Raw genomic sequence first — 24431 nt, 5'->3', positions numbered from 1 at the left:
AAGGCGGACGGTCCGGACGAGCCTGCGGGCCGCCCGCTGACCGACGAGCCACGACGCGCCCGGATGAGAATCCCCGCGCCGCTGACTATCGTGTGACACGGGGCGACCGAGGGGGAACGCGACCGTGCGGCAGGGGCTGATCGCCGGTCGGTACCGGCTGCTCGACCTGGTCGGTACCGGCGGGATGGGCCGGGTCTGGCTGGCCCGGGACGAGATGCTGCACCGCGACGTCGCGGTCAAGGAGGTCGTCCCGCCGAGTTGGCTCGCCGAGACCGAACGGGACGAGGTGCGGCTGCGCTCGCTGCGGGAGGCGCGGACCGCGGCCCGCCTCACCCACCCCAACGTCGTCCGTGTCTACGACGTGGTCCACGACGGCGACAGCCCGTGGATCGTGATGGAGTACGTGCGCTCCCGCTCGTTGCAGCAGATCATCACCACCGACGGGCCGCTGAGCCCGCGCCGGGCCGCCCGCATCGGGCTGGCGGTGCTGGCCGCGCTGCGGGCCGCGCACGCGGCCGGCGTACTGCACCGGGACGTCAAGCCGCACAACGTTCTCGTGGCCGACGACGGCCGGGTGGTGCTGAGCGACTTCGGTCTGGCCACGTTCGACGGTGGCGACGGCGCGATGACCGGGCCCGGCATGGTGCTCGGCTCACCGCAGTTCGTGGCGCCGGAGCGGGCCCGGGACGGGATCTCCGACCCGCGTACGGACATGTGGTCGCTGGGCGCGACACTCTACGCCGCTGTCGAGGGCCGATCCCCGTACGCCCGGACCAGCGCGATGGCGACGCTCAGCGCGCTGGCCACCGAGCCGCCCGGCCCGATGCGGCGGGCCGGTCCGCTGCGCCCGCTCCTGACCGGCCTGCTGCAACGCGACCCGTGGCGACGGCTGACGGCGGCCGAGGCGGAGCCGCTGCTGCACGCGGCGGCGGCCGACCACGACCGGCCGGTCGGGCCGACGACACCCCCCGGCGCCGGTGGGCGTTCCGGTCCGCCCGGCCCGGCGTCCTCGGCGGGATCCGGCCCGCCACGCACCGCGCCGGCCGATCTGACGTCGACGCCCGACCGGCCGACGGCCGCGGGCCCTGCCGGACCGGCGGCCGACGGGGACGCCGGGCCGGTCGTCGGCAGTGCCGGAGCCGGGGTCGAGGGGCACGCCAGGCGAGCCGCCGCGGCGGGCTCGACGCCGGCCCCCGCCGGCAGGACGCCGGTCCGCCGTGGTGGCGCGCCGGCCGGATCGCCGGGACGATCCGCGATGCGCACCCGACGGCGACGGTCATGGACGGCGGTGGGTTCGGCGTTCCTGGTGCTCACCGCGCTGGGGATCGGCCGGGCCCTGCTCACCGGGGACGGTGACCGACCGGACCCGGGTGCCGGTTCCGGTGGGGGCGCCGCACCGGAGCGGCCGGCGGCGTTCGCCTGCGCCGCGCCGCCGCCCGGCGCCGCCCCGGTGCCGTCGGTGCCACCGCCCACCGGCGCGCTGCGCCTGGTGCGGGGCTGGACGTGGCACGTCGACCCGGAAGGCTGGCGGATCGCGGCGCCGGTGGGCTGGCTGCGCTGGACGGAAGGGACGGTGACCTGCTTCCGGGAGCCGGGCGGCGTCCGGATGCTCAGCGTCGAGGCGGGTCCGCGACGGCCCGACCCGGTGGGCTGGTGGCGGTCGGAGGAGCAGCGACTCACCGGCGACGGCCTGCTGTCCGACTACCGCAGGATCAACATCGAAGCGCTGGACATGTTCGACGGTGCCGCCGTGTGGGAGTGCGCCTGGGCCAATGCCGCCGGCGTACGCGTGCACACCGCCCGGCTGCTGCTGAACGTGCCGACCGGGCGCGCGTACACGCTGTCCTGGTTGACCACCGAGTTCGACTGGGGGGTCAACAACCCGTACCTCCTGATGATCCGGCAGAGCTTCACACCGCTGCCCTGACCGCCGGATGCGAGCGGCCGGGCGCCACCCCGGGGGGTGCGGCGCTGAACTACAGTGACGTAGTTTCGGCGCTCAAGATCCCCGGGAGGATGAGCGGACATGATGGGACCATCGCACGCGCTGTCCGGCGCGTCGGTGTGGCTGGCCGGGTCGTGGGCGCTGGACCACTTCGCCGGCTACGAGCAGTCACCGCTCGCACTCGCCGTCGGCACCGCGGTCTGCGCGGGCGGCGCGCTCTTCCCCGACCTCGACCTGTCCGGGAAGGTGACCCGCAACCAGGGCGGCGCCACGGTCGCCCGCACCTTCGGCGTCTTCTCGCTGTTCTTCGCCGAGGTGATGGAGAAGGTGTCGCTCGGGGTCTACTACGCGACGAAGCTCAGCAAGGATCCGCGCCGCAGCAACGGCCACCGGACGCTGACGCACACCATCCCGTTCACCGTGCTGGTCGGCTGGGGCACCACGGCGCTGTGTGCCGCGTACGGCAAGTGGGCCGTGATCGGCATCCTGTTCTTCATGTTCGGCCTCGCCCTGCGCGGCCTCTTCGACGAGTGGGCCGAGCGGGCCGGCTGGGTGGTCGTCACCCTGGCCTCGCTCGCGGCCGCCTGGTTCACCTTCGTCACCCTGCCGGGCGATCGCGGCTATCCGATGATCGGGCTCGCCGTCGGCGTCGGGTCGTTCGTGCACATCCTCGGTGACATGATCACCCGGGCCGGGGTGCCGATCCTCTGGCCCATCCCGATCAAGCGTCGGATGTGGACGATGGTCAGCCTGCCGGATTCGATCGCCCTGCGGGCCGGCAGCAAGACCGAGGTCGTGGTGGTCCGCGCCGCGCTGACCGTGATCGCGGTGCTCGCCGCCGTCGGGCTGGTCGCCCCCTCGGTGCTGCAACGCTTCGACATCGAGGTCTGACGGTGGTCCCGGAGGCCGACGACGCCGACGTGCCCGCGTTCTGGCAGGGCCTCGGTCTGCCCGGCCTCGCCGACGTGCACGTGCACTTTCTCCCGCCGCGGCTGCTGCGCCGGGTGTGGGCGTACTTCGACACCGCCGGCCCGCTGGTCGGCATCGAGTGGCCCATCCGGTACCGGTGGAGCGACGCCGAGCGGGTCGCGCACCTGCGCCGGCTGGGCGTCCGGGCGTTCAGCGCCCTGGCGTACGCCCACAAGCCCGGCATGGCAGCCGACCTGAACGAGTGGACGCTCGACTTCGCCCGCACCACACCGGGCTGCCTGCCCTCGGCGACGTTCTTCCCCGAGCCGGAGGCACCGCGGTACGTCGCCGACGCCCTCGCCGCGGGCGCCCGTGTGTTCAAGGTGCACCTGCAGGTGGGCGGGTTCACGCCGACCGAGCCGGTGCTCGACCCGGTGTGGGGAATGCTCGCCGACGCGGGCGTACCGGTGGTCGTGCACGCGGGGCACGCCCCGGTCGGCACCACGCACACCGGGCCCGACCCGTTCGCCGCCCTGCTCGCCCGCCACCCGGCGCTCACCGCGGTGGTGGCACACCTCGGCGCGCCGGACTACGCGGCGTTCCTCGGCCTCGCCGAGCGGTACGAGCGGGTACGGCTGGACACCACGATGGTGTTCACCCCGTTCTTCGACCGCTTCGTGCCGTTCCCCGCCGACGAGCTTTCCCGGCTACGCGACCTGGGGCTGGCCGGCAAGGTGCTGCTCGGCAGCGACTTCCCGAACCTGCCCTACCCGTACGCCGAGCAGCTCGCCGGCCTGGTGCGCCTCGACCTCGGCGACGACTGGCTGCGCGCGGTCTGCTGGGCCAACGCCGCCGCCCTGTTCGACCTGCCGCGGTGAATCAGACGCCGACGCGTTGCGGCGGCACGGTCAGGCCGTAGAGCGCCATCAGCTCCGGGGTGTCGACCCGGCTGCCGTCGGCCACCGAGTCGCAGGCGATGTCGACGATCTGGTCCTTGTGGGCCAGCAGGTACGGCCGAGCGCCGACGTCGGCGCTGGCCAGGGTGGCGATGCCGGACCAGTGCCGGCGGCCGAACAGCATCGGGTAAGCCCGCAACCCGCCGTAGGTGGCGCAGACCAGCACGTCCGGGTACGGCAGCGCGGTCACCCGGCGGACGGCCGCGGCCGTCAGTCCGGGCATGTCGACCGGTACCACGACCACGGCCTCGATCCCGTCGTCGTCGATCGCCGCCAGGCCGGCGCGGATCGACGAGCCGACGCCCGTCCCCCAGGCCCGGTTGACCACCACCGTGGCGTCGCCGAGATCCGCCGTCTCGCGCACCTGGTCAGCCGCGGCGCCCAGCACGACCACGATCCGCTCGCAGCCGCCCTCCGTCATCGTGTCGATCATCCGGCTCACCAGGGGCTTCTCCCCCTGGTGCAGCAGGGCCTCCGGGCCGCCGATCCGGCGTCCCCCGCCCGCGGCGATGATCATTCCTGCGATCCGGTTCAGCGCTGCGCCCCCTCCACCGTGGAGCGGGCCGCGCCGCGTCGGCCCGGCCCGCTTCCGTCGTACGGACATGAGGAGAAACGAGCATTCCCGGGCGGAGGTAGCGGGGCAAAAGGGAAAATTGTGGGTTAAGCCGCGTCGGCGTAGCAGTCCACGATCGACACGTCGAGCGGGAACCGGACCGGCGTCTCGCCGAAGAGCAGGGCGGTGGCCCGCTCGCCGGACCGGGTGACCGCCGCCGCGACCGCGTCGGCCCGCTCCTTCGGGCAGTGCACGACCACCTCGTCGTGCTGGAAGAACACCAGCTCGCCACCGGTGCCGGTCAGCTCGCCGCGCAGCGTGGCCAGCAGCGTCGACGCCCACTCGGCCGCGGTGGCCTGGATGACGAAGTTGCGGGTGAACCGCCCGCGCGAGCGGGCCCGCGCCGAGCGGTCGCCGCCGTCCGGCGCCGCCTCCTCCCCGTCGAGTCCGGCCGAGCCGGGTGGACAGGTGCGGCCCAGCCAGGAGCGCACCAGGCCACCGGTCTCGCCGGTGCGGGCGGCCGCCTCGACGTACCCGAAGGCGGTCGGGTAGTTGCCGCGCAGCACCTCCAGGGCCGGCACCGCCGACCCGCCGGTCTGCCCGTACATCGCGCCGAGCAGGGCCACCTTGGCACGGGCCCGGTCACCCCCGAACGCGTCGCGGGCGAGCGCGGCGTACAGGTCACCCGCTCCACCGGCGGCGGCGAGCCGGGCGTCGCCGGAGACCGCGGCGAGCACCCGCGGCTCCAGCTGGCCGGCGTCGGCCACCACGAACGTCCAGCCCGGGTCGGCCACCACCGCACGGCGGATCACCTTGGGGATCTGCAACGCGCCGCCGCCCCGGGTGGCCCACCGGCCGGACACCACACCTCCGGGCACGTACTCCGGCCGGAACCGACCGTCGCGCACCCACGCGTCCCGCCAGGCCCAACCGTGCGCCGTCCAGATCCGGTAGAGCTCCTTGTGCTCCAGGACCAGCGGCACCGCCGGGTGGTCCACGCCGCGCAGCACCCAGGCCCGCGCGTTGGGCACCTCCACCCCCGCCCGGGCGAACGCCTTCACCAGCTCCGCCGGAGAGTCGGCGTGCAGTTGGCGTACGCCGAACGCGTCGGCGATGCGGGCCGCCAGCTCGGCGAGCCGGCGGGGCGGCCCGCCCACCGGGGACGGCTCGCCGAGCAGCTCGGCGAGGACGGCGTCGTGCACGTCAACCCGCCACGGCAGCCCGGCGGCCCCCATCTCCACGGCGATGAGCGCGCCGGCCGACTCGGCGGCGACCAGGAGCCGGAACCGGCCGGGATGCCCGGTGGCCGCGATCCGGGCGAGCTGGTCGGCGTACACCCGGGTCAGGGCCTCGATGCCGGGGCCCGGCGGACCCGGCAGCGTCTCGAAGAGCGCGTCCTGGCCGTGGCCGGGCGGCTCGGCCGCGCGGGGCGGCGGGTCCGGCGGCACCGGCGCGCCGGTGAGCCGCGCCCAGGCGGCGGCCAGCGAGCGGGGCTCGCCCCACCGGCCGGCGTGCCCGAGCAGCAGCGCCTCGGTCAGCTCGACGTCGTGGCAGCGGTCGACGCGGACCCCGGCGCGCAGCAGCGCCGGGTACGCCGTCGTGGCGGACCCCCACACCCAGCGCGGGTGCTCGACCCGCTCCCGGGCGGCGACGGCGGCGGCCAGATCGGCGACCGGCTCGGCCGGTGCGGCGGGATGCCCGTCGGCACGAAGGGGTTGCAGCACTCCCCCGCCGACCTCGTCCGCGACCACCGCCACCAGCACGAACACGATTCTGCCTCGCCGGTCCGACACTCCCCGGGCACCCCAGCCGAAGATCCGCCCTCGTTCACGGAAAGAGTGGCCATATCCCGTGAGATGGCCACTCTTTCCGTGAAAGTGCGCGGGCGAACAGGCGAGGGTGGCCGTCCCCGTGGAACGGCCACCCTTTCGCAAACGCGCGAGGCGACGCCTGGTTACTTGCTGACGCCGGCGGTGAGGCCGGACTGCACCTGGCGCTGGAAGACGATGTACACGATCAGCACCGGCAGCATCGCCATGGTGACCCCGGCGAAGAGGCCGGACCAGTCGGACTTGTAGCCCTGGTTGACCGACAGCTCGATCAGGCCCTGGGCGATGACCTGGTTCTTCGGCTCGCCCGCGACCGACTGCATGAGCAGCGTCGGCAGGTACCACTGGTTCCACTGGCCGAGCACGTTGAAGATGCCGATGCTGATCAGGCCGGGCTTGGCCATCGGCAGCATCACGCTGAAGAACAGGCGGCTGTGCGAGGCGCCGTCGACCATGCCGGCCTCGGCGATCGCGTTCGGCAGGGTCCGGAAGAACGAGTGCATAAAGAAGACCGTGAACGACAGCGACCAGGCCACGTACACCAGGATCAGCATGACGTGCTTGTTCGGCCCGAGCAGCGGGAGCACGACGCCGGTGTTGTAGACCCCCTTGAACAGCGGGACGGCGGCGAGGTAGATCGGCAGCGTCAGCCCGGACAGGAACATCCAGTAGATCAGCCGGTTGCCGGGGAACTCGTAGCGTGCCAGGACGTACGCGGCCATCGAGCCGAGCAGCATGGTGAGGAAGACGCTGCCGACGAGCACCAGCAACGTGTTGATGAAGAAGCTGTCGATACCCGCCGTCCAGGCGCGGGCGAAGTTGTCCCACTGCAGGGACTCCGGGAACAGCGACAGCGGCTTGCGGATCACCTCGGAGTCGGTCTTGAGGGCGGACATCACCACCCAGACCAGCGGGTAGACGACCATGATCGCCCACACCGCGAGGAACAGGTGCGAGAAGCCGTTGAAGATCCGTGCGCCGATGCCGTTGGCGGCGGACTCGGCCACCGGGCCGGGTGTGGTACCGGCCGGCGGGGGCGGGGTGGGCCGGGCCCGGCCGGAGGTGTGTGTCACCGTGCTCATCGTCCAGGCCTCCTCAGTACTCGATCCGCTCGCGGCGGGTGATCCGGAGCTGGACGGCGGCCAGCAGGATGGTGAAGATCGCCAGCGACACGGCGATCGCGCAGGCGTAGCCGAACTGGCCCTTCTGGAACGCGTTGAAGTTGATCACCGAGGCGAAGATCTCGCTGGCGTGGTTCGGCCCGCCCTGGCTGGGCGTCATGACGAAGACCAGGGCGTACATGTCCAGGGCGATGAAGCCCAGGTAGACCCAGGCGACCGAGACGGTGTCCCGCAGCAGCGGCAGCGTGATGCGGAAGAACGTCTGGAACCGCCCGGCGCCGTCGAGGATCGCCGCCTCGTAGACGTCCTTCGGGATCGACTGCATCGCCGCGGAGAACAGCACCATGTAGAACCCGGCGCCGCTCCACACCGCGATCAGCAGCAGCCACCACAGCACCGCGGGGACGCCGAGGAAGGGCTCCGGGTCGTTGGTGAACGCGATCGGGTTGTCGGCGTCGACCAGCCCGATCTTGATGAGCAGGCCGTTGATCAGGCCCTGGCCGTCCGTCCGGTAGATCTGCTGCCACATGACCGCGATGACGACCAGGGACAGCACCTGCGGAAAGAAGAAAATGACCTTGTAGAGGCCCGAGCCGAAGACGCCCCGGATGCCGGCCCTGTCCTCGCGCCCGCCCACATTGAGCAGGAACGCGAGGAACAGGGCCAGCGCGATCGTGAACAGCGGCACGGTGACCAGGAAGAACACGTTGTGCCAGAACGCCTTCCTGATCAGCTCGTCGGAGAACAGCCGGACGTAGTTGTCCAGCCCGACGAACTGCTGCCGATCGGAGTAGCCACCCCAGTCGGTCAGCGAGTACCCGGCGGCCTGTGCGAAGGGCCAGACCACGTAGAAGAGGTAGAGCGCGACGGGCAGGGCCAGGAAGCCCGTGACGAAACGCGCGACACCGTGCCGCATTGGACTCACTCTTTCCGTCGGGATCAGGCGGTACGAGTCTGCTTCTTGATCGACGAGTCCTTGGCGACCCTGTCGGCGGCCGCCTGCATCTTGTCGACGAACTGCTGGGCGGTCAGCCGGCCGGCCATCAGCTCCTCGGAGAGGTTCTGGCCCTCCTTGTCCAGGTCGGCGTAGAAGTCCCAGATCTTGACCGAGATGAGGTCCGGACCCGCGTTCTTCATGAGCGCGTTCGCCGACGCCAGCGCCGAGTCCTGCACGTTGTCGCCGGAGCCCTTGGTGGAGGCCAGCGACTTGGTCAGCTCCGCGAACTTCGCCGAGCCGGCCTTGGACAGGATCGCGCGGAGGAACTCCTTGGCCGCCTCCTTGTTCGGGGCCTTGCTCGGGACCACGAAGCCCTCACCGGAGCCCGCGTACACGTCCTTCGCCGCCTTGTCGCCGGCGTTGCTCCAGTAGTCCGACAGCGTCAGCTCGAAGCCCGGCGGGATGGTCGCGGACATCTCGTTCTTCAGCCACGTGCCGACCTGGATGAACGCCGCCTTGCCGTCGAGCCAGGCCTGCTGCGACTGGGTGTGGTCGAGCTTGCCCGGCAGGAGCAGCTTGTCCTTGACGAGCTTCTCCCAGGGCTCGAGCGCCTTGAGGATGCCGTCGGCCTTCCAGGCGTTGTCCTTGAGGTTGTCGATGTCGACGACCGCCTGCTTGCCCGCCGACTTCCAGATGCTCGCCATGAGCGCCCAGCGGGGGTAGTAGCCGTGGACCGCGTCGTGGACGTACGGCGCCATGCCCTTCGCCTTGATCTTCGGTGCCAGCGCGAAGAACTCGTCCCAGGTCGTCGGCGCCTGCCAGCCCTCCTTCTTGAAGAGGGCGGCGTTGTACCAGTTGCCCCAGACCGTGTACGCCACGTTCACGACGTAGAACTTGCCGTTCTGGGTGCCGTCGGAGACGGTGCCCGGCAGCAGCGTGTCGGCCACCGTGCCCTCGCCGTCCCACGCGGGCGCGGTGAGCAGGTCGTCGAGCGGTTCGATGGCACCCTCGTTGATGAGCGTGCTGCGGTCCATCGAGTCGGCGCCCGAGTTCATGACGAGATCGCTCGGCTGCGTCGCCATCTTCGGCTGCTCTTCGGTCTTGATCTTCTGGGTGGAGCTCATGTTGACCGTGATGTTCGGGTGCTTGGCCTTGAAGATCACCTCGTCTTCCTTGGCCCACTGGTCACCGAGACCGCCGTTGAAGATCACGACCTTGACGGCGCTGCCGTCCTTGACACCGAACGGGTTGTCCTTGCTCTTCGCGCCGCCGGCGTCATCGTTCTTCGCCGGCTCGCTGCCGGCGCAGGCGCTGAGCAGGCCGGCGGCCGGGGTGACCAGCAGACCCGCCGCGGCGGCGCGACGCAGCAGAGTCCGGCGGTTGAGATCGGGGGAAACGGACATGATGCGACTCTCCTTGGGATTTCGGGTCAGGCGGTCCGCCGGAGGCGCCCGGCGTACCGCGACTCGAGGGCGTGGTTGTGCTCGTCCCCGCCGGGGACGTTGGCGGAGAGGTAGATAGGGGGTACCTCCCCGGCCTGATGGAACCGTCGTACGACCTCTGCGGTCAGCAGCTGCGCCAGCAGCGCCGCGGTGACCGAGGAGACCGCACAGACCGCGCCGCCGCCCTCGAGCGGCAGCAGTGCGTCGCCGTACGGCGCGCCGTTGTCCAGCACGACGTCGGCGAGATCGGCGAGCCGGCGCCCGGACGGGTGCCGGGGGGCGACCCGTGCCGTGTGCTCGACCGAGGTGACCGCGATCAACGGGTGACCGCGCCCGGTGACCAGCGTCGCCAGCTCGACCACCGAGCCGTTGATGCCGGACTGGGACGCCACCACGAACACGTCCTGCGGCTGCGGGGCCGCGAGGGCGTAGAGCTGGTGGGCGATGGAGGGGTCGCGCTCCAGCTTCGGATCGGCGAGCACGTCACGCGGGGCATCTCCGTGCAGCACCAGGTCGTGGATGGAGAGCCGGTTGGTGGGGACCAGCCCGCCGGCCCGGGCGACCAGCTCCGCGGCGAACGCCTCGGAGTGCCCGGCCCCGAAGGCCTGGAGCACGCCGCCCGCGCGGAGGCTGGCGGCGATCAGGTCGGCGGCGGAGGCGAGCGCGTCGGCGCTGGAGTCGACCAGGCGGTCGAGCACCGGCCGGACCGCGTCGGCGTACCGCTGGGCGCTGATCATGAGGCAGCCCCACCCTTCGCGGCCTTGTGCCCGTCGACGGCCTGGGCGGTACGCCGGAAGGCCGCGTGGGCGCGGTCGTGGGTGCGCTGGGCTACCGCGATGTAGAGCAGGTCGAGCACGACGAGCTGGGGGTGCCGGGCGGACAGCGCGTCGGGGCGGAAGGTGGTGGCCTGGCTGGCCGTGAGGAGCACGATGTCGGCGAGCTCGGCCAGCGGCGAGCGGGGGAAGCCGGTCACGGCGACGGTGGTCGCGCCCCGGCTGCCGGCCTCGGCGAGCATCTCGATGGTCTCCCGGGTCTGGCCGCTGTGCGAGACGCCGAGGGCGACGTCGCCGGGGCGCAGCAGGGCCGCCGAGGCGAGGCCCTCGTGGACGTCGTTCCACGCCCAGGCGGCGACCCCGATGCGGTGCAGCATGAACTGCATCTCCTCGCCGACCAGAGCGCTGCCGCTGGCGCCGAAGATGTTCACCCGGCTCGCGCCGGCGATGGCCACCGCGGCCTGCTCCACCTTCGCGAGGTCGAGCAGCGCGGCGGTGTCGTGCATGGCCCGGGTGTCGGCGGCGATGATCTGGTCGAGCACCCGGCGCAGGGGGTCACTGGGCTGGATCTCGCGCCCGATGTCGACGGTCCAGCCGGCCGAGCGGGCCCGGCCGGTCTCGGCGGCGATGCCCAGCCGCAGGTCCGCGTACCCCTCGAAGCCCATGGCCCGGCAGAAGCGGGTGATGGTGGCGGGCGAGGTGCCGCTGCGCTCGGCCAGCTCCACGATCGTCGCGCGGGCGGCGGCCTCCGGGTCGCTGAGCACGTGCTCGGCGACCCGCCGCAGTGCTCCGGTCAGCTCGCCGGCGCCGGCCCGGACCCGGGCCAGTACGCCGTCGGCCGCCCCGAGGGCGCCCCGCCGGTCGAACCCGTCGGTGTCGACCACCGCGGTCCCCGCGGCGGTGTCCACCTCGTGATCAACCATCGGACGCCCCTTCGGAAAAGACTGTTAACTGTTCGTGGTAAAAGTTCTTACTGAAGGGCCCTCCGTGTCAAGGCCGTGGGCGAAGTTTTCAAACTGTTACCTGGCGCACAGCCCCGTGAGGGCCGGTCCCCTTGCCCGACGCGCCCCGGCCCACCAGCATGAACTCCAGATCCGATCAAGGAGGTGGGCGGGTGTCCGGCACCGTCGTGGTCGGTCTCGACGTCGGGGGTACGTCCACCCGGGCGACCGCCGTGACCCTGGACGGTGAACGGCTCGGCACCGGCCGGGCCGGCGGCGGAAACCCGACCAGCCACGGGGCCGAGGCGGCCGCCCGCGAGCTGCGCACCGCCCTGGGCGCCGCGCTCACCGGCGTCGACCCGGCGCGGGTACGCGCCGGGGTCATCGGGCTGGCCGGGGCCGGCCGGCTGCTCGCCGACCCGGACGGCCGGGCCGCCTTCGACCGGGCCTGGCGGGACGTCGGGCTGCGCTGCCCGTACGCGGTGCACGGCGACGCCCTGGTCGCGTACGCCTCGGGCACCGCCGCACCGGACGGCACGATCCTGATCGCCGGCACCGGTGCGATCGCGGCACAGGTACGCGAGCTGAGGCTGGACCGGGTGGCCGACGGGCACGGCTGGCTGCTCGGCGACGCCGGCTCGGGCTACTGGCTGGGGCGGGAGGCGGTCCGCCGGGTGCTCGCCGACCTGGACCGGGGCGACGCGCCCGGCCCGCTGGGCACCGCCGTCCTGCGCGAACTGCTCGGCTCGGCCGAGGTCGCGCCCCGGCCCCGGGACACGGTCGACACACTGATCCAGGCGGTCACCCGGCGCCCGCCGGTGGAACTGGCCCGGCTGGCGCCCCTGGTGGTGACCGCCGCCGTCGACGGCGAACCGGTGGCGCGCGGGCTCGTCGACGAGGCCGGGGGCCATCTGGCGGCGAGCGCCGCCCGGATCCGTCCGGCCGCCGACACCACGCCGATCGTGCTCGGCGGCGGGCTGCTGACGGGGGACACGCCGCTCGCCGCGGCCGTCCGGGCGGAGGTGGCCCGGCACTGGCCGGACGCGCCGGTGCACCCGGCCGGGGACGGGGCGGCCGCAGCGGCCTGGCTCGCCGCCCGGGGCCTCCCGGACGCCGGCGACCCGGTCACCCTGCACGCCCGCCTGGTGCCCGCCCCGTGAGCACCCGCCCCGGTCACCGCCATGCCACCGAGTCGATCATGTGCCGAGAGCGCCGGGACCGATCAGGCCGACGCGGCGGGAGCGGGCCCTACTTCAGCTGGCCGGCGGTGAGGCCGGTCTGGATCTGGCGCTGGAAGGCGATGTACACGACCAGCACCGGCAGCGTGGCGATGGTCAGGCCGGCGAAGAGGCCACTGTAGTCGCCCTGGTAACCCTGGCTGACCGCCAGCGCGGTGAGTCCCTGCGCCAGTACCCACTTGGAGTCGTCACCCTGCATCAGCACCTGCGGCAGGATGAACTGGTTCCAGTGACTGAGGAAGTTGAAGATCGCGATACTGATCAATCCCGGTCGCGCCATCGGCAGCATGACCCGGAAGAAGAGCCGGAAGTGGCCGCAGCCGTCCATCAGCGCGGCCTCCGCGACCGCGGTCGGCAGCGTCCGGAAGAATGCGGACAGGAAGAAGACCGTGAACGGCAGCGAGTAGGCGGCGTAGACCAGCATCAGCCCGGTCCAGGTACCGAAGAGGCCGGCGTTGCGCACCACGAAGAAGAGCGGCACGAGGGCCAGGAAGACGGGGAACATCATCCCGCCGACGAACAGGTAGTAGAGAAACTGCCGGCCCCGGAACTCGTACCGGGCGAAGACGTACGCCGCCGTGGCACCCAGCAGCATGGTCAGGGTGAGCGAGCCCGCCACCACGATCGCGCTGTTCAGGAAGTACCGGCCGATGTGCGCCTCGGTCCAGGCGCGTGCCCAGTTCTCGAACCGCAGCGCGCCGGGCAGCCCCCACGGGTCGGACAGGATCTCGCCGTCGCTCTTGAACGAGCTGAGGAACATCCAGAGCAGCGGCAGCACGGTCAGCGCGCCCCAGAACAGCAGGAACCCGTGCGAGAAGGCATTGGCGCCGCCGGTCTCGCGACGCGGCTTCCCGTCCGGCGAGACCCGCCGGTCCCCGGCGGCGACCCCGTCGGACGCGGTCTTGTCGAGAATGGTCACTAGTACTCGATCCGATCACGCCGGGCGGCCCGCAGGGCCAGCACCGCCACCGACAGGGTCAGGAAGAACAGCACGACACCGATGGCCGAGGCGTAGCCGAACTTGCTCTCGCTGCCGAACGCCGTCTCGTACATCCGCAGACCGATAACGTCGGAGGAGAAGTTGGGACCGCCGTTGGTCATCTGCTGGATCAGGATGAACCCGTCCAGCGCCGCGATCGCCAGGTAGATCCAGGCGACCTGCACGGTGTCCCAGAGCAGCGGGATGGTGACCTTGCGCAGGGTGGTGAACCGGGACGCCCCGTCGAGCATCACCGCCTCGTAGATGTCGCGCGGGATCGCCGACATGGCCGCGCCGAAGAGCACCACGTAGAAGCCGACGTTGCTCCAGACCATCACCGCCAGCACGCACCAGAAGGCCGTCCGGGGGTCGCCGAGCCAGGTCGGCGCGGGCAGGCCGACGGCGCGCAGGGCGCCGTTGAGCAGGCCGCTGTTGGGGTGGTAGACCTCCTTCCAGAGCAGGGCGATGATGACCACCGAGAGCACCTGCGGGAAGAAGTAGACCATCCGGTAGACCGAGGTGCCGCGAACGCCGGTCACCCCGGCCCGGCCCTTGCGACCGCCCATCGCGAGCATGGTGGCGAAGAAGAGGCCCAACCCGATGGTCAGCACCGGCACCACGGCCAGCAGCCACGCGTTGTTCTTCAACGCGTTCCACACCCGACCGTCGTCCAGCAGCCGCTCGAAGTTGGCCAGCCCGACGGGATCGGCCTCCGCCGAGTAGCCGAGCCAGTCGGTGGTCGAGATCTGGAAGGCCTGCAGGTACGGCGAGATCACGAAGATGCCGTAGAGCAGCAGCGGCGGCACCAGGAACGTGACGATCAGCGGGTACTTGCCATGTTTCATGAGAAGGACCTACTCCCGACGGCGGTGGACCGGTGGGGACGGATGACTCCGCCCCCACCGGCCGGATGTCAAGCGGCCCGCTTGTACTTCTTGATCGAGGTGTCCTGGGCGATCGAGTCGGCGCCCGTCTGGCACTGGTCGAGGAACTCCGCCGGGCCGATCCGGCCGCTGAAGAACTCGCCGCACGCCGCGTCGACGAGTTCCCGCTCCAGCTTGCGGTAGTAGTTGTTGTAGACCCAGTTGAAGCCGTTGCTGCCGGAGGCGTCCAGCGCCTTGACCACCGTGCCGAGGCCGAACGGCAGCTCGATGCCCTCGGTCGAGCCGGCCACCACGGTCAGGCTGGAGACCTTCCGGGTGAAGTCCTGCGCGCCCTTCTTCGACAGCATGATCCGGAAGTACTCCAGGCCGCCGGCGAGGTTCTTGGCCTTGGCCGGCACCATGAACGGCTCACCGGCGGTGCCGCGGATCGCCTCGAACGGCAGCTTGTCGCCGCCGCCCAGGCTCGGCGTCGGCTGGATCGTCATGTTGAAACCCTCGGGCGTCACCTTCTTCTGCTCGCTCTCCAGCCAGGAGCCGCACGAGACGAAGGCGGCCTTGCCCTGACACCACGCGGTCTGCGACTGCACGTGGTCGAGGCCGGGCGAGCCGTCCAGGATGTACTTGTCCTTGACGATCTGGTGCCACGCCTCCGCGGCGGCCTTCATCGCGTCGGACTTCCACGCGTTCGGCTCGAGGTTGTCGATGGCGGTGGCGACGGAGGGCCCGCCGAACTTGATGGCGGTGGCGATCAGCGGCCAGCTCATGTAGCGGGGGTGCTTGCCGGCGTACGTCCACGGGGCGATGCCGGCGGCCTTGATCTGCTTGCAGAGCGCGATGTGCTCGTCCCAGGTCTTCGCGTACTGCCATCCCCGGTCGGCGAAGAGCTTGGTGGAGTGCCAGATGCCGTACGCGGTGTAGGTGTAGTTCAACACCAGGAACTTGCCGTCGTACGAGCCGACGTCGACAGCGCCGGGCAGCAGCGTGTCCTTGACGGTCTTGCCGGGGATGTCGAGGCTCGGCGCGTTGAGCAGCTCGCCGAGGTCGGCGATGGCGTTCTGGGAGACCAGCCCGTTGAAGTCGATCTGACCGGCGCCGGAGTTGTTCACGACATCCGGCGGAGTGCCGTCGACGAAGCGCGGTTGGAGCGTCTTGTTGATCTCCTGAGTGGCCGAGTGCTTGATCGTCGCCTTCGGGTACTTCTCGGTGTACATGGCCTCGTGGGCCTTCGCGTACTCCTCGCCGAAGCCGCCGTTGAAGATCACCACCTCCAGCGGCGCGTCCTCCTTGACCCCGAGCGGGTTCTGCTCGCTCTTGGTGCCCTTGTAGGTGCCGCCTTCGTTGTCGTCACCGCCACCGGTGGCGCAGCCGGCGAGCAGGCCGGCGGCGGGAGTGGCCAGGAGGCCGGCGGCGGCGGTCCGCCGCAGGATGTCACGCCTGTTCATGCTGTCTCCTCGGATCGGGTCTCCGGCGGCCGCCGGCGAATGGGGGGTGGCGGGTCGCCGCGCGAGGCAGGGGGAAGTTTGTCTTCAGTATGTCGAATATTGCTGAAGAATTTCTACGACAGGAGAGCCCAGACTTCAAGACCCGAAGACCGAACCGTTACCGCCGCCGTCGCCTACGCTTGCGACCATGGGCCGCCTGCGCCGGCTCGCCGCAGCCACTCCGGCGAGCCGGGACCGCTACGTCGACCTGCTCCGGGCCCTCGCGATCGTCCTGGTCGTTCTCGGTCACTGGACGGTCGCCACGATCGGGTACGACGCCACCGGGCAGCCCACCGGCCGTTCGGCGCTGCCCGACCTGCCGTGGGCGTATCCGCTCACCTGGGCGGTCCAGGTCATGCCGGTGTTCTTCCTGGTCGGCGGGTACGCGAATGCCGCCTCCCTCACCGCCCGCCGCCGTCGGGGCGGCGACGCCACCGGCTGGCTGCTCGGCCGCAGCGCGCGCCTGCTGCGGCCGACCACCGTGCTGGTGGTCGTACTCGCCGCCGCTGCCCTGGTCGCCCGGGCGCTCGGTGCCGAGCCGGTGCTGATCCGGGCGGTCGTCTGGTTCGCCACCATCCCCCTGTGGTTCCTCGCCGCGTACCTCGTCGTGGTGCCGCTGACCCCGGTGATGTACGCGCTGCACCGGCGCTACGGGCTGCTCGTGCCGCTGGCGCTGGCCGGGCTGGTCGCGGTGGGCGACCTGGGCCGCCTGCTCGGTCCGGCCGAGACGGCCCTGCCGAACTACCTGTTCGGCTGGCTGGCCGTGCACCAGCTCGGCTTCGCCTGGTACGACGCCCGCACCGAACCGCCACCGCAGGACGGGCACGCCGGACCGCCGCCGGACCGCCGGACCGGACCGCGGTCGCGGCGGCTGCCGGTGTCCCGGCGAGCCGGCTGGACGGCGCTGCTCGGCGGGCTCGCGGTGGCGCTGCTGCTCACCGGGCCGGGCCCGTACCCGGTCAGCATGATCAACGTTCCCGGCGAACCACTGGACAACGCCGCCCCGCCCAGCCTGGCGCTGCTCGCGCTGACCACCGCGCAGCTCGGGCTGATCCTGCTGCTGCGCGGGCGCGCGGAGCGCTGGCTGGGCCGCGACCGCCCCTGGATGGCCGTGATCGCGGTGAACGCCGTGGTGCTGACCGTCTTCCTGTGGCACCTGACCGCGACGATCCTGCTGGTCGGCGCGCTGGACGCGGTCGGGCTGCTGCCGACCCCGGCGCCCGGCTCCGCCGCCTGGTTCGCGTGGCGGGTGCCGTGGGCGCTGCTGCTGGCGACGGTGCTCGCCGTCCTGGTCGCCGTCTTCGGCCCGGTGGAGGCCCGCACCGGCCGGCCCCCGGCCGCCCGCGACCCCGAGCCGTCCGACGCCGGTGGGGAGGGCCGTCGGTGGTGGGCCACCGGCCGTGCCGCGCTCACCGCCGCCGGTTTCGCCGCCGTGGTGTACGCGCTGGTCGACAACGCGGTCACCCCCCGCTCCGCCCCGGAGCCGCTCGGGCTGCCCGCCCCGGCGCTGGTGGCGTACCTGGCCGGGGCGGGTGTCCTGCGGCTGCTCAGGTCTGGGTGGGGAAGCCGAGGTTGACCCCGCCGTGGCGTGGGTCCAGCCAGCGGCTGGTGACCACCTTGCCCCGGGTGAAGAAGCGCACCCCGTCCTCGCCGTGGGCGTGCAGGTCGCCGAAGAGGGAGGACTTCCAGCCGCCGAAAGAGTAGTACGCCATCGGCACCGGGATCGGCACGTTGACGCCGACCATGCCGACCTGCACCTCGTGCTGGTAGCGCCGGGCGGCGCCACCGTCGTTGGTGAAGATCGCCGTGCCGTTGCCGTACGGGTTGTTGTTCACGAGGTCGACCGCCTCGTCGTACGACCCGACGCGCACCACGGACAGCACCGGCCCGAAGATCTCGTCGGTGTAGATCGACATGTCCGGGGTGACGTGGTCGAACAGCGTCGGACCGAGCCAGAAACCGGCCGCGTCGCCGTCCGGCTCGACGTCCCGGCCGTCGACCACCGGCACCGCGCCGGCCACCACGCCCGCCTCGACGTACGACCGGACCCGCTCGGCGTGCGCGGCGGTGACGAGCGGACCCATGTCGCACCCGCGCCGGCCGTCACCGGTGCGCAGCCCGGCCATCCGCTCGGCGATCTTCGCGACCAGGGCGTCGGCGACCGGTTCGACCGCCACCAGCGCGGAGATCGCCATGCACCGCTCCCCCGCCGAGCCGAAGCCGGCGTTGACAGCCGCGTCGGCGGCCAGGTCCAGGTCGGCGTCGGGCAGCACCACCATGTGGTTCTTCGCCCCGCCGAGCGCCTGCACCCGCTTGCCGGCCACCGAGCCGCGCTGGTAGACGTACCGGGCGATCGGGGTGGAGCCGACGAACGACACCGCCTTCACCGCCGGATGGTCCAGCAGGGCGTCGACGGCCTCCTTGTCGCCGTTGACGACGTTGAACACCCCGTCGGGCAGGCCGGCCTCGGCGAACCACTCGGCCAGCAGCAGCGCCGCGCTCGGATCTTTCTCGCTGGGCTTGAGCACCACCGCGTTGCCCGCGGCGACCGCCACCGGGACGAACCACAACGGCACCATGACCGGGAAGTTGAACGGGCTGATCACCGCGACCACGCCGAGCGGCTGCCGGATCGAGTACGAGTCGACCTCGGTGGACACGTTCTCGCTGAACCCGCCGCGCAGCGCCGACGGGATGCCGCAGGCGTACTCGATGACCTCCAGCCCGCGCTGCACCTCGCCGGCGGCGTCGGCGAGCACCTTGCCGTGCTCGGCGGTGATGGCCTCGGCGAGCCGGTCCCGCCGGGCGTGGACCAACTCCCGGAAGGCGAACAGCACGGACGTCCGCTTCGCCAGGGAGGCGTCCCGCCAGGCCCGCGCGGCCCGGTCGGCGGCCTCCACCGCCACCGCGACGTCCGCGACGGAGGCCAGCTCCACCTCGCCGGTACGCGCACCGGTCGCCGGGTCGAAGACGTCGCCGCGTCGCGCGGACGCGCCGGAGAGCCGCTTGCCGTCGACGAAGTGCCCGATCAGGTTCACCGGCTCACCGTCCGTTCGCGTCTGGGCGCTGCTCGCGCTCACCGGGCCACCGCCTCGGCGGCGCAGGAGCGGATGGCGTCGACCAGGACGGCCAGGCCCTCGCGGGCCTCGTCCTCGGTCAGCGTGAGCGGCGGACCCATCCGCAGCACGTTGCCGTACAGGCCGCCCTTGCCGGCGAGCAGGCCACCGGCCCGGCACGCCTCGAAGACGCGGGTGGCCAGCGCCGGGTCCGGCTCGCCCGTACCGGGCCGCACGAACTCGACGCCGAGCATCAGCCCCTTGCCGCGTACCTCCGCGACCTCCGGCAGGTCGCCAACGGCGGCGCGCAGGCCGTCGGCGAGGATCGCGCCGACGCGGGCCGCGTTGGCCTGGAGGTCGTGGTCGAGCAGATAGTCCAGGACGGCGTTGCCCGCCGCGGTCGAGACCGGGTTGCCGCCGAACGTGGAGAAGCTGATGGCCGGCACCGACTCGACCACCTCGGCGCGGCCGACGACACCGGCGAGGGCGAAGCCGTTGCCGACGCCCTTGGCGAAGGTGAGCAGGTCCGGCGTGACGCCATGGGCCTGGTAGCCCCAGAAGTGCTCGCCGGTACGCCCCCAACCGGTCTGCACCTCGTCGGAGATGAGCAGGATGCCGTGCTCGTCGAGCACCTTCTTCCAGGCGGCGAACAACCCGTCCGGGCCGTGCACGAAGCCGCCGACGCCCTGGATCGGCTCGGCGATCAGGCACGCCACGTCACCGGCGGTCTGGGTGGCGAGCACCTCCCGCAGGTCCTCCACCGCCGCGTCGATCCGGTCCGCCTCGGGCAGCCGGGCGAGCAGGCCGCGCAGCCGCTCGCCGGAGTGCAGCCAGGCCACCTGCAACGGGTTCAGCGGGCTGGCCGACCAGCCGCGGTTGCCGGTGACGCCCATCGCCGCGTACGACCGGCCGTGGTAGCTGTTGCGGACGGCCAGGATCTGGTGCGAACGGCGGTGGTTGGTGGCCATCAGCAGCGCCGCCTCGTTGGCCTCGGTGCCCGAGTTGGTGAAGAAGACCCGCGCGTCCGGGATGCCGGAGAGCCGGGCCACCTTCTCGGCCAGCTCCACCTGCTGGCGGATCAGGTAGAGGGTGGAGGTGTGCACGATGCCGGTACGCAGCTGGCGCTCCACCGCCTCCCGGATCTCCGGGATGTCGTAGCCGATCATGTTGGTCAGCACGCCGCCGAAGAAGTCCAGATAGGTGCGTCCCTGCGCGTCGGTGACCCGCCGGCCTTCGCCGGAGACCAGTTCGATCGGCTCGGCGTAGTAGAGCGGCATCCAGGACGGGAGCACGGCCCGGTGCCGGGCCAGCAGGTCGTCGGCGGTCATCGTGGCACCTCTCAACGGCGTTCGGGGGGTTACCGCACGCTCTCATCCGACTGGGCGAGGGACAACTGTCACTGTGTAGCGCACGATCCCCGCGCGCCTGACAGCACGTCAACGGATTCCCGTGCCGACCGGAGCCGCCCGTTCGCTTTTCTGCGGCAGCTGCGGCGGTTACGCCACGAAATCCGTACCCAGCCAGGGGGCGAGCGGTGGCCGAGCGTCGTGGCCCGCCTCGGTAGCATCGCGGGCGTGCGCATCGGGGGCGTGGCGTTGCCGAGCGGGGAACCGGGGACGGTCGCCGAGGCGATGACCACGGGCGTCCAGGTCTGGGTCGAGTCGGCTCCGCTGCGGTCCCTCGTCCGGCACTTCGGCGGCGACTGGCCGACCGGCGACCTCGGTGCGGTGCTCGACGGTCTCGACGCCTTCTCCGCCCGGCACTGGGACTTCCGGGCCGGGCGGGAACGCCCCGCGGCCCGTGAACCGGTGCTCGGCCCCGACACGGCGACCCGGGTCCTCGACGCCGCCGCCGCTCTCGGTCTCGTCCACCCCGTACCGCCGGCCCGGTCCCGGTACGCCCACCTGGTCGTACTCGGCGGTCTGGCGCACGCCTGCCTGAGGCGGGTGGCGTACGCCGCCCACCTGCTCCGCGCCGGCGCGTCGGCGAGCGGCGAACTGGCCGTGCTCGGCAGCTTCCGTCCGCTGTCCGGGATGGAGCGCCGTACGCTGACCGACGCCGGGTTGCCCCCGTGCGGGACCGAGGTCGACGTGCTGGACGTGGCGGTCCGGCGGCTGTTCGGCGTACCGGCTCCCGCCGAGGAGGACAGGCACGAGGCCGGCCACCCGCACGACTCCTGGTCGTCGCGCACGTACCGGCCGGCCGGCCTGCCGCCGGTGCGCGTCCTGGCGGCGCCGTCGAGCGAGCCGGAGCGGCGGCGTGCGCACACCGCCGACACGCAGCGGTTCTGGGCGGAGCACGTGGCGCTCTCCCCCGGCGACCGGGTCCTGCTGGTGACCGCGCCGATCTACGTGCCGTTCCAGCACTGCGACGCGCTGCGGACCCTCGCGCTGCCGCACGGCTGCGGCATCGAGACGGTCGGTGTCGACCCGGCCCTGCCCGACGTGGCGGTGCTGCCCGAGCCGACCCTCACCCCTGGCCGGTACCTGCAGGAGATCCGCTCAGCTATCCGGTCGATGCGCGCCCTGCACGCCGCGCTGTAAGGAAGGGACCCTTCTTAACGCCTGGCGTTGTACAAGGGTCCCTTCCTAACACTTCAGCCGGCGGCGGTGTCGCGGACCGCCTGGGCGAACACCTCGGAGCGGTGCTCGAAGTTGCGGAACCGCCCGTAGCTGGGCGCGGCGGGCGACAGCAGCACCACCCCGCCGGTCGGGGTGATCTCGCGGGCCAGCCGTACCGCCTCGACCAGGTCGTCGACGACCTCGCAGCGCACCTTCGGCAGCCCGTCGAGTGCCGCCACGATGCGCGGCCCGCTGTCCGGGATACCGATGACGGTGATCTCCCGCTCGGCGAGGTGCTCGCGCAGCGGGGTGTAGTCCAGGCCGCGGTCGGTGCCGCCGACGATGACGGTGAGCGGCCGCCCGTCGTACGCGTCGATCGCGTGCATGGCCGCGTACGGGCTGGTGGCGAGCGTGTCGTCGACGAACGTGACGCCGGACGGGTCGACGATCTCGGTGAGCCGGTGGGCGAGGCCCTGGAACTCGGCGACCGCCACCGCGAGCGTGTCCCGGCGGGCGGCCACGTCGACGCCGAGCGCGTCGAGCACGGCGACCGCCACGCACAGGTTGCCCTCGTTGTGCCGGCCCACCAGCGGCAGCACGGCCCGCGGGAAGAGCGGCTGGTCGACGAGGTGGAACCAGGGTGTGCCGTCCGGGCCGGTCGCCACGTGCGTGGTGTCCGGGGTGCCGGCGCGTACGGCGGGCCGGTCGCCGAGTTCGGCGGCGAGCCGCGCGTCGGTGCCGTTGACGACGATCGTCTCCGGACCGTGCGCCAGCAGGTTGAGCTTGTCGCGGTAGTACTCCCGCTCGCCGCCGTGCGCGTCCAGGTGCTCGGGGAAGAGCGCGGTCACCACGGCGACGCGGGGCGAGTCGGCCAGATCGCTGCACTGGTAGCTGGACAGCTCCAGCACGTACAGGTCGGCCTCCGGCAGGTCCAGGGTCGGCACGCCGATGTTGCCGCCGAAGACGTTGGGCCGGTCGACCGCGGTGAGCAGGTGGCTGATCATGCTGGACGTGGTGCTCTTGCCCTTGCTGCCGGTGACGCCGACGGTGCGGGCGGCGTGGTCGGCCATCCACAGCGCGGTGCCCTGGGTCACCGGCACGCCGCGCCAGCGCAGCTCGACCAGCCACGGGTGGGTGTTCGGCACGCCGGGCGAGCGGACCACGACGTCGGCGGCGGCCAGCCGGTCGAAGCCCGCCTCACCGGTGACCAGCGGCGCCGCCTCGGCGAGGGGGCCGTCCCAGGGCAGGCTGAGGAAGGAGCCGCTGTCGTCGACCGCCACCAGGTCCGCCGGGCCGTGCGCGGCGATCGCGGTCACGGCGGCCCGGCCCTCGCGGCCGGTGCCCCAGACGGCGACTTTGCGTCCGCGCAGGTCAGACAGGCGCACGGGGCTCTCCTCGAGGTGTCGGCGACGTCGGCGGGCGGGGTCCGGCCGCACTCGGGCACGGCGGACGAACCAGGGCCTAGTATGGCGTGTGCCCAACGAGCAGCTCCGGCGGATGGACGCCTTCACCTTCCCGTCCTACTCGATCGACCTCTCCACCGGGGAGGTGCTGTTCGACTACGCCCTGACTGGGCCCGACGGCGAGCAGCGCTTCACCGAGGTGGTCACCCTGCCGTTGCCCGACGCGCCGCCGTCGGACGAGACGGTCGCGACCCTGGGCCGCGTCCTGGAGCTGCTGCACGTCGTCGCGGGCGTCAGCTACTACAAGACGGCCGCGCCGCGCCGGCTGGTGCTGCCGGCGCCGCTCGGGTCGGCCGCCGTCGAGCTGGTCACGGCCGTCTACACCAAGGGCCTCGGGGAGTACGCGTACCGCAACGCGCTGCCGCACGTGCTGGAGCTGCGTCCCGAGGTACCGGCCGGTGAGGTCGCTCCGGCCGTCGGGTACGACACCTACGGCCGGCGTCCGCTGTCGGCGGTCGGTGGCGGCAAGGACTCGATCGTCAGCCTGGAGGCGCTGCGCCGCGGCGGCTTCGACCCGGTGCCCTTCTCGGTCAACCCGAATCGCGTGATCGAGTCGGTGAACGCGGCGTCGGGCCTGCCGGCGCTGGCGGCGCGGCGACGGATCGACCCGGTGCTGTTCGACCTGAACGAGGCCGGCGCGCTCAACGGCCACATCCCGGTCACCGCGATCAACTCGCTGATCGCGGTGGCGACGGCGGTGCTGAACGGCCTCGGGCCGGTGGTGATGTCCAACGAGCGCTCGGCGTCGGACCCGAACCTGGTCTGGGACGGCCACGAGATCAACCACCAGTGGTCCAAGGGCGTCGAGGCGGAGGGGCTGCTGCGGGCGGCGCTCGCCGAGCACGCCGGGCTCACCGACCCGTACTTCTCGCTGCTGCGTCCGCTGTCGGAGCTGCACATCGCCCGGCTGTTCGCGTCGATCGACCGGTACGACGACGTGGTGACCAGCTGCAACGCGGCGTTCAAGCTGCGCGGCGCGAGCGAGCGCTGGTGCCGGAACTGCCCGAAGTGCCGGTTCGTCTTCCTCGCCCTGGCGCCGTTCATGCCGCGCGAGCGGATCACGCACATCTTCGGCGGTGACCTGCTCGCCGACCCGGCGCAGCTGCCGGGTTACCGGGAACTGCTCGGCGTGGACGGGCACAAGCCGTTCGAGTGCGTCGGCGAGGTCGAGGAGTCGGTGGTGGCGCTCAGCCTGCTCGCCGAGCAGGAGCAGTGGCGCGACGCCCCGGTCGTCCGCGCCCTCGTCGACGCCGTCCCCGAAACGGCCTGGCAGGCAGCGGCCTCGTCCGACGTGTTGACCCCCGGCGGCCCCACCTTCACCCCCACCGTGTACGCGAAAACCCTGGACTCCCTCACCTGAGGC

General features: G+C 72.3%; 20 protein-coding genes. 7 read left to right on the top strand and 13 right to left on the bottom strand.

The features are described from left to right. The first annotated feature begins 124 nt into the window (after positions 1 to 124). From ACTMS0_RS08840 to ACTMS0_RS08830, 3 genes are all read left to right on the top strand, one after another. Positions 125 to 1927 (top strand): protein kinase domain-containing protein, encoded by a 1803-nt coding sequence (locus ACTMS0_RS08840; protein ID WP_441154604.1) that lies wholly within the window; start codon positions 125 to 127, stop codon positions 1925 to 1927. Between the two features lie 99 nt (positions 1928 to 2026). After that, on the top strand, positions 2027 to 2836 hold the full coding sequence (locus tag ACTMS0_RS08835) for a metal-dependent hydrolase (RefSeq protein WP_441154603.1): 810 nt from the start codon (positions 2027 to 2029) through the stop codon (positions 2834 to 2836). 2 nt (positions 2837 to 2838) lie between these two features. Further along, positions 2839 to 3732, top strand: a complete 894-nt coding sequence (locus ACTMS0_RS08830) for an amidohydrolase family protein (RefSeq protein WP_441154602.1) — start codon at positions 2839 to 2841, stop codon at positions 3730 to 3732. A gap of 1 nt (position 3733) precedes the next feature. On the opposite strand, the gene ACTMS0_RS08825 is transcribed toward ACTMS0_RS08830, so the two are convergent. From ACTMS0_RS08825 to ACTMS0_RS08795, 7 genes are all read right to left on the bottom strand, one after another. Beyond that, the gene (locus ACTMS0_RS08825; protein WP_441154601.1) at positions 3734 to 4327 is read right to left on the bottom strand and encodes a nucleotidyltransferase family protein; all 594 of its coding nucleotides are present in this window, start codon (positions 4325 to 4327) and stop codon (positions 3734 to 3736) included. A gap of 143 nt (positions 4328 to 4470) precedes the next feature. Continuing rightward, a complete protein-coding gene (locus ACTMS0_RS08820; RefSeq protein ID WP_441154600.1) occupies positions 4471 to 6156 on the bottom strand; it encodes a bifunctional 3'-5' exonuclease/DNA polymerase in 1686 nt (561 codons plus the stop codon). Positions 6157 to 6317: 161 nt separating this feature from the next. Then, positions 6318 to 7274: a carbohydrate ABC transporter permease gene (locus ACTMS0_RS08815; RefSeq protein ID WP_441154599.1), complete on the bottom strand. Its 957-nt coding sequence runs from the start codon at positions 7272 to 7274 to the stop codon at positions 6318 to 6320. A gap of 13 nt (positions 7275 to 7287) precedes the next feature. After that, complete coding sequence (locus tag ACTMS0_RS08810) at positions 7288 to 8229, bottom strand: carbohydrate ABC transporter permease (RefSeq protein WP_441154598.1); 942 nt, start codon at positions 8227 to 8229, stop codon at positions 7288 to 7290. A gap of 23 nt (positions 8230 to 8252) precedes the next feature. Further along, positions 8253 to 9653 (bottom strand): N-acetylglucosamine/diacetylchitobiose ABC transporter substrate-binding protein, encoded by a 1401-nt coding sequence (ngcE, locus tag ACTMS0_RS08805; protein WP_441154597.1) that lies wholly within the window; start codon positions 9651 to 9653, stop codon positions 8253 to 8255. A gap of 26 nt (positions 9654 to 9679) precedes the next feature. Further along, positions 9680 to 10429 carry a sugar isomerase domain-containing protein gene (locus tag ACTMS0_RS08800; RefSeq protein WP_441154596.1) on the bottom strand — a complete coding sequence of 250 codons (750 nt, stop codon included), beginning with the start codon at positions 10427 to 10429 and terminating at the stop codon, positions 9680 to 9682. Then, complete coding sequence (locus ACTMS0_RS08795; RefSeq protein ID WP_441154595.1) at positions 10426 to 11388, bottom strand: MurR/RpiR family transcriptional regulator; 963 nt, start codon at positions 11386 to 11388, stop codon at positions 10426 to 10428. The genes ACTMS0_RS08800 and ACTMS0_RS08795 overlap by 4 nt, the downstream gene beginning before the upstream one ends. Positions 11389 to 11579: 191 nt before the next feature. Here ACTMS0_RS08795 and ACTMS0_RS08790 point away from each other — a divergent pair, with 191 nt between their 5' ends. Beyond that, positions 11580 to 12566 carry an N-acetylglucosamine kinase gene (locus ACTMS0_RS08790; RefSeq protein ID WP_441154594.1) on the top strand — a complete coding sequence of 329 codons (987 nt, stop codon included), beginning with the start codon at positions 11580 to 11582 and terminating at the stop codon, positions 12564 to 12566. A gap of 88 nt (positions 12567 to 12654) precedes the next feature. Here the strand turns inward: ACTMS0_RS08790 and ACTMS0_RS08785 are convergent, their stop codons facing one another. The 3 genes from ACTMS0_RS08785 to ngcE (ACTMS0_RS08775) form a co-directional block, all read right to left on the bottom strand. Continuing rightward, positions 12655 to 13563, bottom strand: coding sequence for a carbohydrate ABC transporter permease (locus ACTMS0_RS08785; RefSeq protein WP_441154593.1), 909 nt, complete (start codon positions 13561 to 13563; stop codon positions 12655 to 12657). Next, the gene (locus tag ACTMS0_RS08780; RefSeq protein WP_441154592.1) at positions 13563 to 14468 is read right to left on the bottom strand and encodes a carbohydrate ABC transporter permease; all 906 of its coding nucleotides are present in this window, start codon (positions 14466 to 14468) and stop codon (positions 13563 to 13565) included. Before ACTMS0_RS08780 ends, ACTMS0_RS08785 begins: the two co-directional genes overlap by 1 nt. Before the next feature lie 68 nt (positions 14469 to 14536). After that, the gene (gene ngcE, locus ACTMS0_RS08775; RefSeq protein ID WP_441154591.1) at positions 14537 to 15949 is read right to left on the bottom strand and encodes an N-acetylglucosamine/diacetylchitobiose ABC transporter substrate-binding protein; all 1413 of its coding nucleotides are present in this window, start codon (positions 15947 to 15949) and stop codon (positions 14537 to 14539) included. A 187-nt stretch (positions 15950 to 16136) separates the two neighbouring features. Between ngcE (ACTMS0_RS08775) and ACTMS0_RS08770 the strand changes: the two genes are divergently transcribed. Then, on the top strand, positions 16137 to 17564 hold the full coding sequence (locus ACTMS0_RS08770) for an acyltransferase family protein (RefSeq protein WP_441154590.1): 1428 nt from the start codon (positions 16137 to 16139) through the stop codon (positions 17562 to 17564). Here ACTMS0_RS08770 and ACTMS0_RS08765 read toward each other — a convergent pair. Continuing rightward, positions 17536 to 19026 carry a CoA-acylating methylmalonate-semialdehyde dehydrogenase gene (locus tag ACTMS0_RS08765; protein ID WP_441154703.1) on the bottom strand — a complete coding sequence of 497 codons (1491 nt, stop codon included), beginning with the start codon at positions 19024 to 19026 and terminating at the stop codon, positions 17536 to 17538. The two genes, ACTMS0_RS08770 and ACTMS0_RS08765, sit on opposite strands and share 29 nt — an antisense overlap. A gap of 38 nt (positions 19027 to 19064) precedes the next feature. Beyond that, the gene (locus ACTMS0_RS08760; RefSeq protein ID WP_441154589.1) at positions 19065 to 20372 is read right to left on the bottom strand and encodes an aspartate aminotransferase family protein; all 1308 of its coding nucleotides are present in this window, start codon (positions 20370 to 20372) and stop codon (positions 19065 to 19067) included. 246 nt (positions 20373 to 20618) lie between these two features. Between ACTMS0_RS08760 and ACTMS0_RS08755 the strand changes: the two genes are divergently transcribed. Beyond that, a complete protein-coding gene (locus ACTMS0_RS08755) occupies positions 20619 to 21587 on the top strand; it encodes a hypothetical protein (RefSeq protein ID WP_441154588.1) in 969 nt (322 codons plus the stop codon). A 53-nt stretch (positions 21588 to 21640) separates the two neighbouring features. Here ACTMS0_RS08755 and murD read toward each other — a convergent pair whose 3' ends face one another. Further along, positions 21641 to 22990, bottom strand: a complete 1350-nt coding sequence (gene murD / locus ACTMS0_RS08750; RefSeq protein ID WP_441154587.1) for a UDP-N-acetylmuramoyl-L-alanine--D-glutamate ligase — start codon at positions 22988 to 22990, stop codon at positions 21641 to 21643. 88 nt (positions 22991 to 23078) lie between these two features. Between murD and ACTMS0_RS08745 the strand changes: the two genes are divergently transcribed. Then, positions 23079 to 24428 carry a hypothetical protein gene (locus ACTMS0_RS08745; protein WP_441154586.1) on the top strand — a complete coding sequence of 450 codons (1350 nt, stop codon included), beginning with the start codon at positions 23079 to 23081 and terminating at the stop codon, positions 24426 to 24428. The last annotated feature ends 3 nt before the right edge of the window (positions 24429 to 24431 follow it).

Source organism: Micromonospora sp. H33, from assembly GCF_052068455.1.
Taxonomy (GTDB): Bacteria; Actinomycetota; Actinomycetes; order Mycobacteriales; family Micromonosporaceae; genus Micromonospora.
Note: the sequence above shows the minus strand (reverse complement) of the source record. Positions and strands in the feature narration are given on the sequence as shown.

Coding starts and splice junctions, on each gene's coding strand:
- ACTMS0_RS08815 (WP_441154599.1), bottom strand. CDS start 7,274: ATGAGCACGGTGACACACACCTCCGGCCGGGCCCGGCCCACCCCGCCC.
- ACTMS0_RS08835 (WP_441154603.1), top strand. CDS start 2,027: ATGATGGGACCATCGCACGCGCTGTCCGGCGCGTCGGTGTGGCTGGCC.
- ACTMS0_RS08760 (WP_441154589.1), bottom strand. CDS start 20,372: ATGACCGCCGACGACCTGCTGGCCCGGCACCGGGCCGTGCTCCCGTCC.
- ngcE (WP_441154597.1), bottom strand. CDS start 9,653: ATGTCCGTTTCCCCCGATCTCAACCGCCGGACTCTGCTGCGTCGCGCC.
- ACTMS0_RS08780 (WP_441154592.1), bottom strand. CDS start 14,468: ATGAAACATGGCAAGTACCCGCTGATCGTCACGTTCCTGGTGCCGCCG.
- ACTMS0_RS08810 (WP_441154598.1), bottom strand. CDS start 8,229: ATGCGGCACGGTGTCGCGCGTTTCGTCACGGGCTTCCTGGCCCTGCCC.
- ACTMS0_RS08770 (WP_441154590.1), top strand. CDS start 16,137: ATGGGCCGCCTGCGCCGGCTCGCCGCAGCCACTCCGGCGAGCCGGGAC.
- ACTMS0_RS08825 (WP_441154601.1), bottom strand. CDS start 4,327: ATGATCATCGCCGCGGGCGGGGGACGCCGGATCGGCGGCCCGGAGGCC.
- ACTMS0_RS08795 (WP_441154595.1), bottom strand. CDS start 11,388: ATGGTTGATCACGAGGTGGACACCGCCGCGGGGACCGCGGTGGTCGAC.
- ngcE (WP_441154591.1), bottom strand. CDS start 15,949: ATGAACAGGCGTGACATCCTGCGGCGGACCGCCGCCGCCGGCCTCCTG.
- ACTMS0_RS08800 (WP_441154596.1), bottom strand. CDS start 10,429: ATGATCAGCGCCCAGCGGTACGCCGACGCGGTCCGGCCGGTGCTCGAC.